General features: G+C 52.8%; 7 protein-coding genes, 2 tRNA genes and 1 rRNA gene. 2 read left to right on the top strand and 8 right to left on the bottom strand.

The genetic code is table 11. From position 1 onward, the window contains the following. Nucleotides 1-8 precede the first annotated feature (8 nt). From ilvE to ilvL, 4 genes are all read right to left on the bottom strand, one after another. On the bottom strand, nt 9-938 hold the full coding sequence (gene ilvE / locus ACSIPU_RS26350; RefSeq protein WP_004107600.1) for a branched-chain-amino-acid transaminase: 930 nt from the start codon (nt 936-938) through the stop codon (nt 9-11). Nucleotides 939-954: 16 nt separating this feature from the next. Beyond that, nucleotides 955-1,212, bottom strand: a complete 258-nt coding sequence (gene ilvM / locus ACSIPU_RS26355; protein ID WP_004107599.1) for an acetolactate synthase 2 small subunit — start codon at nt 1,210-1,212, stop codon at nt 955-957. After that, on the bottom strand, nt 1,209-2,855 hold the full coding sequence (gene ilvG / locus ACSIPU_RS26360; protein WP_004107597.1) for an acetolactate synthase 2 catalytic subunit: 1,647 nt from the start codon (nt 2,853-2,855) through the stop codon (nt 1,209-1,211). Before ilvG ends, ilvM begins: the two co-directional genes overlap by 4 nt. 139 nt (nt 2,856-2,994) lie before the next feature. Next, the gene (ilvL, locus tag ACSIPU_RS26365; RefSeq protein ID WP_001311244.1) at nt 2,995-3,093 is read right to left on the bottom strand and encodes an ilv operon leader peptide; all 99 of its coding nucleotides are present in this window, start codon (nt 3,091-3,093) and stop codon (nt 2,995-2,997) included. Between the two features lie 350 nt (nt 3,094-3,443). Here ilvL and ACSIPU_RS26370 point away from each other — a divergent pair, with 350 nt between their 5' ends. Beyond that, a complete protein-coding gene (locus ACSIPU_RS26370; protein WP_004116935.1) occupies nt 3,444-4,964 on the top strand; it encodes a YifB family Mg chelatase-like AAA ATPase in 1,521 nt (506 codons plus the stop codon). Between the two features lie 23 nt (nt 4,965-4,987). On the opposite strand, the gene ACSIPU_RS26375 is transcribed toward ACSIPU_RS26370, so the two are convergent. After that, the gene (locus ACSIPU_RS26375; protein WP_004097464.1) at nt 4,988-5,326 is read right to left on the bottom strand and encodes a DUF413 domain-containing protein; all 339 of its coding nucleotides are present in this window, start codon (nt 5,324-5,326) and stop codon (nt 4,988-4,990) included. A gap of 118 nt (nt 5,327-5,444) precedes the next feature. Between ACSIPU_RS26375 and hdfR the strand changes: the two genes are divergently transcribed. Further along, nucleotides 5,445-6,266: an HTH-type transcriptional regulator HdfR gene (gene hdfR / locus ACSIPU_RS26380; protein ID WP_004107593.1), complete on the top strand. Its 822-nt coding sequence runs from the start codon at nt 5,445-5,447 to the stop codon at nt 6,264-6,266. 82 nt (nt 6,267-6,348) lie between these two features. On the opposite strand, the gene ACSIPU_RS26385 is transcribed toward hdfR, so the two are convergent. From ACSIPU_RS26385 to rrf, 3 genes are all read right to left on the bottom strand, one after another. Then, a tRNA-Trp gene (locus ACSIPU_RS26385) sits at nt 6,349-6,424 on the bottom strand. 54 nt (nt 6,425-6,478) lie between these two features. Further along, nucleotides 6,479-6,555 (bottom strand) — tRNA-Asp (locus ACSIPU_RS26390). A 55-nt stretch (nt 6,556-6,610) separates the two neighbouring features. Next, a 5S ribosomal RNA gene (rrf, locus tag ACSIPU_RS26395) occupies nt 6,611-6,726 on the bottom strand. Between the last annotated feature and the right edge of the window lie 3 nt (nt 6,727-6,729).

Genomic DNA, 6,729 nt, shown 5'->3' on the forward strand with positions numbered 1-6,729 from the left:
TTTTATACTTAGTTATTAACCTGATCCAACCAGCCCCATTTATCCTCGGTTTCACCGGTGAAGAGGCCAAAGAATGCTTGCTGAATGCGTTTGGTGACCGGACCGCAGCGACCTTCGCCCACCTGAATACCATCAACGCTGCGCACCGGCGTAATCTCTGCAGCCGTGCCGGACATAAATACTTCATCGGCCAGATACAGCGACTCGCGAGACAATACCTGTTCGCGCACTTCCAGACCCAGCTCTTTCGCCAGTTTGATGATCGCGTCGCGGGTGATGCCCGGCAGCGCGGAGGAGGTGAACGGCGGGGTAAACAGTACGCCATCCTTCACTTCAAACAGGTTTTCACCGGCGCCTTCAGAGATATAGCCGTTCACGTCCAGCGCGATACCTTCCTGATAGCCATGACGACGCGCTTCGCTGCCGACCAGCAGCGAAGAGAGATAGTTACCGCCGGCTTTGGCCGCGGTCGGAATGGTGTTCGGCGCTGCGCGATTCCAGGAAGAAACCATCGCATCGATCCCCTGATCCAGAGCTTCGGCACCCAGGTAGGCGCCCCACGGGAACGCCGCGATGATCACGTCAGTGTTATAGCCCGGAGGCGGGTTGACGCCCATGCCCACGTCGCCGACAAAAACTAACGGGCGAATATAGGCGCTGGTCAGATTGTTTTTACGAATGACTTCACGGCAGGCTTCCATCAGCTCATCAACGCTTTGCGAAACCGGGAAACGATAAATTTTGGCTGAGTCATGCAGACGCTGCATATGTTCACGGTGACGGAACACAACCGGCCCCTTGTGAGAGTCGTAGCAACGGATGCCTTCAAATACGGAAGTCCCGTAGTGCAGCGCATGGGACATCACGTGAACTTTCGCCTCTCCCCACGGAACCATCTCGCCATTGAACCAAATGTAATCAGCTTTTTTCGTCGTCATTATTCTTCCTTTGCGCTCAGGCGCGAATTTGTTGTGATGTAGGTTGCTGGATCTCGACGCAGGCGACGTCCACCAGTTTGCTTAATTGACTAAACAGTAATTCGACGGGCCGCTGGCTGGCAACGGTCAGTTCGATATTAATATTCCGGGCATCGGCGGCGGTTTCCATATTCATCGCGCAAATCTGGAACCCGCGATGACGCACGACGCGCAGCACGCGTTCTAAGGTTTCTGGATTAAAGCGAGCCTGCAAGGCGACCTGATGTTGCATCATGATAATTTCTCCAGCATTTCTGCATTACTGGCACCGGGCGGCACCAACGGCCAGACGTTCTCAAGTTCGTCGATTGAGACATGAAGCAGGTAAGGCCCCTGGCTCGAAAGCATGGTGTCGAGTGCCGCTTCAACCTGGTCTTTACGGGTGATGTGTTGACCAGGAATGCCGAAGGCGCTGGCCAGAGTAAGAAAATCGGGATTATCGGTAAGGGTGGTTTCGCTATAACGTTCCTGGAAAAACAGCTGCTGCCATTGTCGAACCATTCCTAAACGCTGGTTATCCAGTAACACTATCTTCAGCGGCAACTGCTTGCGTTTTACGGTGCCCAGCTCCTGCACGTTCATCATGAAGGAGCCGTCACCGGAGATACAGATTACCGTATCATCAGGACGGGCCACCTGTGCGCCCACTGCTGCCGGCAGGCCAAAGCCCATGGTCCCTAATCCACTGGAAGTGATGAAATTCTCCGGACGCGTATAGGTCATATGCTGCGCTGACCACATCTGATGCTGGCCCACATCGGTGGTCACGACGCAATCTGCTGGTTTGCGCTCGGAAAGCTGCTTCAGCAGCAATGGAGCATAGATGGCCTCGCCCGGATGATCGTAGCGCCATGCGTGCTCGGCGCGCAGCTGTGCATTACGCTGACGCCAGGCATCGATGGACAGCGGCTGCTGCAACGCCGGCAGCATCACGTTCAAGTCGCCAGTCAGGCCAATATGCGCCTGACGGAGCTTGTTCAGTTCTGCCGGATCGATATCCATATGGATAACTTTGGCGTGCGGGGCGAATGTATTCAGCTTGCCGGTCACGCGATCGTCAAAGCGAGCGCCTACGGCAATCAACAGATCGCACTCCTGCACCGCCAGATTGGCCGCTTTAGTTCCATGCATCCCCAGCATGCCCAGATAGTATGGATAATCAGCTGCCACCACGCCCAGCCCTTTCAGGGTAGACGTTGCCGGCATCTGCGTGACGGCAAGAAATTCACGCAGCGCCGGTACCGCCTGCGCCATACCCACGCCGCCGCCAACGTAGAGCATCGGCTTCTGCGCCTGAGTCAACATCTGCAAAGCGTATTCGATATCCGCATATGGGAAGTCAACGTCATCGGCTACCATGGAGAAATGCGGATCGAGATCGCCCTGAGCCAGCTGGATGTCTTTGGGGATATCGACCAGTACCGGGCCGGGGCGCCCTGAGTTTGCCACATGGAATGCTTCGGCAATGACGCGCGGCAGCTCTTCCAGCGACTGCACCAGAAAACTATGCTTAGTGCATGCCAGCGATAAACCGAGAACATCCACTTCCTGGAATGCATCAGTACCAATGAACGGAGCGGCAACCTGGCCGGTGATGGCAACGACGGGAACGGAGTCCAACAGCGCGTCGGCGAGGCCGGTGATCAGGTTGGTTGCGCCCGGTCCTGACGTCGCAATACATACGCCGGTTTTGCCAGTAGCCCGGGCATAGCCGATAGCCGCCATGGCTGCGCCTTGTTCATGCCGGCACAGTAAGTGTTCCACGCCGCCGTCATACAATGCATCGTAAACCGGCATAATTGCGCCACCCGGATAGCCAAAAACAGTATCGACACCCTGTGCTCGCAAAGCATGTACCACCCACCGCGCCCCATTCATAGTTACTTCCCCGTCGTAGATCGAGAGAAACAGAATTTTATGCTGCCAACCATCATCTGCTCCTCTTTTCTGTTTTTAAGTTATAAAAAAACCCCCGGACCTTTCGGTGCGGGGGTCTTAGTTCGTTAAGGCTTGTTTTTTAAGCCTTTCCTCGTCCAAGTGCAGCCCCGCACGGTGGGATAATAATCACCACCACGCTAATCACGACCAGGCTAATCACTCGTAGAAGGGCTGTCATTTTATGTTCTTTCTGGCTTCATGTTCGAAGGAATACCTAAAGAGGTACCACAGACATCGCATTAAATACAAGATTTTTTTATGACCCTATTTCTTACCTTGCTAACCATTTACGAAAAAACAATTGTTTTTAATAGGAAAAACAGGAAATGAAAATATTTCAATTTGTGGCGAGCGCCACAGCTTTTTCTCGCATCGCTGGCTGATAACAATGTTTTGCGAGTCTGTATCCGCAACGAGTGCAAAGCGGCAATTCACGGAAAATTGGCTGGAAGCGAACGCCTGAAATTTAAAATTGCTGAATTACCCGACAAAAAATCCCCGACATAATGCCGGCTCTCAGGAGGTTTTATGTCACTCGCCATTGTTTACACCCGCGCCGCTCTTGGGATCGGCGCCCCCCTTATCACAGTTGAAGTTCATATCAGCAACGGACTCCCTGGCCTGACGATGGTAGGGTTGCCTGAAACAACGGTCAGAGAAGCGCGTGACCGGGTACGTAGTGCGATTATCAACAGCGGCTACGCCTGGCCGGCGAAAAAAATCACCATCAATCTGGCGCCAGCCGATTTACCAAAAGAAGGGGGAAGATATGATTTACCTATCGCTCTCGCGCTTCTGGTGGCCTCTGAGCAGCTAAATGCTCCTAGGCTAAATCAATACGAGTTTGTCGGCGAGCTGGCGCTTACAGGCGCTCTACGTGGCGTTCCTGGGGCTATATCCAGCGCGATGGAGGCGATAAGAGCGGGCAGAAAGATTATTGTCTCTCATGAGAATTCTCCTGAGGTGGGTTTAATTGGCGGCAGTGACTGTCTTATCGCCGCCCATCTTCAGGAGGTCTGCGCCTTTCTGGAGGGAAAAAACCCGCTAAATCATCCTATTCCGGAAGCGGAGACCTCAGATGAGTCTTCATTAGACTTGCGCGAGGTTATTGGTCAGCAGCAAGGAAAGCGAGCGCTGGAAATTATCGCTGCAGGCGGACATAACCTGCTGATGATAGGCCCACCCGGCACAGGGAAAACGATGCTTGCGAGTCGGCTGCCTGGGCTACTACCGCCGCTGAGTAACCAGGAAGCGCTGGAAAGCGCGGCAATACTTAGCCTGGTCAATTCCAGTTATGCGATGAAAAACTGGCGCCGCAGGCCATTTCGAGCTCCGCATCATAGCGCGTCCCTGGCTGCGATGGTGGGTGGCGGCTCTATTCCAACACCGGGAGAGATCTCTCTCGCTCATAATGGCGTGCTGTTCCTGGATGAGCTGCCCGAATTTGAACGCAGGGTTCTGGATGCATTAAGAGAACCGATTGAATCCGGGGTAATCCATATCTCCCGCACGCGCGCGAAAATCGATTATCCCGCCCGTTTTCAGCTTATTGCAGCAATGAATCCCAGCCCCACGGGCCACTATCAGGGTCAGCATAATCGCGCATCTCCAGAACAGACGCTACGCTACCTGGCCCGTTTATCTGGCCCATTTCTTGACCGTTTCGATCTCTCACTGGAAATTCCTCTGCCGCCGCCGGGGGTGCTTAGCCGGGGAACAAACGAAGAAGAGAGCAGCGCCTGCGTACGCCAACGCGTTTTGGCTGCGCACGAAAGGCAACTGTCACGACAGAAAAAACTCAATGCAAATCTGGGGAATAATGAGATGAAAATCTGGTGCCAGCTTCATCAAGATGACGCAATCTGGCTGGAGCAGACGCTTACGCAACTGGGGCTCTCAATCCGGGCCTGGCAGCGCCTGCTTAAAGTTTCACGCACGATTGCCGATATTGAGAAGGTCGATCGTATTGAACGCCGTCATTTGCAGGAGGCTCTTGGCTATCGGGCAATAGACAGAATGTTGAGCCATCTGCAAAAAATGATGACGTAAAAAAAGGGCTTACGCCCTTTTTCTTAATCATCGCTTTCCGTGTAATCTTCCGTGCCTTCCACCTGCGGCTTGCCGCCGGAAAGAGTATGGAAACGCTTCGGACGCTTAATGCGCGCCATGTACTTGATCCAGACGCGTTCTGCTTCCGTTGCGGGCTCACGTTCACCACGGCAGACCGAAACAAACTGTTTTTCATCGTCGGTGACAGGCTCGCGTTTACCTAGTTCGAGTTCATTAAAGGCATAACCATGACGTTCCAGCAGTTGCGCCTCTTTGATGGTGAAATCTCCATGACGGGAAAACCCGCGCGGATAATTTTTATTGTCGAAAAAACGATTAGTTGTCGTAAAGCTTTCCGCCATCCTACACGCTCCTGATTCTTTGGCCGAGCTATTTATGGCGCGGAGTATTAGTTACGCTTGACAGAGCGTCAAACAAAACATTTAAATCATCACGACAAATAATTTTGCGGAGAAGAGTGTGGATACGGAATTGCTCAAGACTTTCCTCGAGGTGAGCAGAACTCGCCACTTTGGCCGAGCCGCAGAGGCGCTTTATCTGACGCAGTCAGCAGTTAGCTTTCGTATTCGTCAGCTGGAGAACCAGCTGGGGGTGAATCTTTTTACCCGCCATCGCAATAATATCCGCCTGACTTCAGCCGGAGAGAAACTGCTGCCCTATGCCGAAACCCTGATGAACACCTGGCAAGCTGCGCGTAAGGAGGTCGCAAATGCCTCCCGGCATAACGAATTTTCAATCGGAGCCAGCGCTTCGCTATGGGAATGCCTGCTTAACGAGTGGTTAGGAAAGCTCTATACAGAGCCCTATAACCTACAATTTGAGGCGCGAATCGCGCAGAGGCAATCGTTGGTCAAACAGCTGCACGAACGTCAGCTTGATTTACTGATCACGACCGAATCGCCGAAGATGGATGAACTAAGCAGCCAGTTGCTGGGTAATTTTACCTTAGCGCTTTATTGCGCCTCGCCGGCTAAAAATACAAATGAATTGAATTATTTGCGCCTGGAATGGGGCCCTGACTTTCAACAAAATGAAGCGGGATTGATCGGAAATGATGATATTCCTCTCCTGACCACCAGTTCTGCCGAATTAGCGTATCAGCAGCTCAGCGCGCTTAACGGCTGCACGTGGTTGCCTGTACTCTGGGCGCAGGAAAAAAATAACCTGCATACTGTCACTGACAGCGTGACGCTTTCAAGGCCTCTTTATGCGATTTGGCTACAGAACAGCGATAAGCAAGCGCAAATCCGTGAGATCCTGAAGCACAGCATATTAGGATAGGATGACTCCTCCAGGGACGGAGGATGAACGAAGGGAAATTTAAAGCAAAAAAAATCCTTTGCCTGAGCAAAGGATTATTATATGGCAGGGGCGGAGAGACTCGAACTCGCGACACCCGGTTTTGGAGACCGGTGCTCTACCAACTGAGCTACGCCCCTAAAGTTTCTTATCATTAAGCCTGCTTAATCAGCAGGCTTAATTTTTTTAATAAGTGGCGGAACGGACGGGACTCGAACCCGCGACCCCCTGCGTGACAGGCAGGTATTCTAACCGACTGAACTACCGCTCCACCGAATACTTCTGTAACCACCGGATTTATGCACCGGCTTACTACTTAATTTGATGCCTGGCAGTTCCCTACTCTCACATGGGGAGACCCCACACTACCATCGGCGCTACGGCGTTTCACTTCTGAGTTCGGCATGGGGTCAGGTGGGACCACCGCGCTATCGCCGCCAGGCAA

Source organism: Klebsiella sp. HN106, assembly GCF_051209435.1.
In the GTDB taxonomy this organism is placed as follows: Bacteria; Pseudomonadota; Gammaproteobacteria; order Enterobacterales; family Enterobacteriaceae; genus Klebsiella; species Klebsiella oxytoca.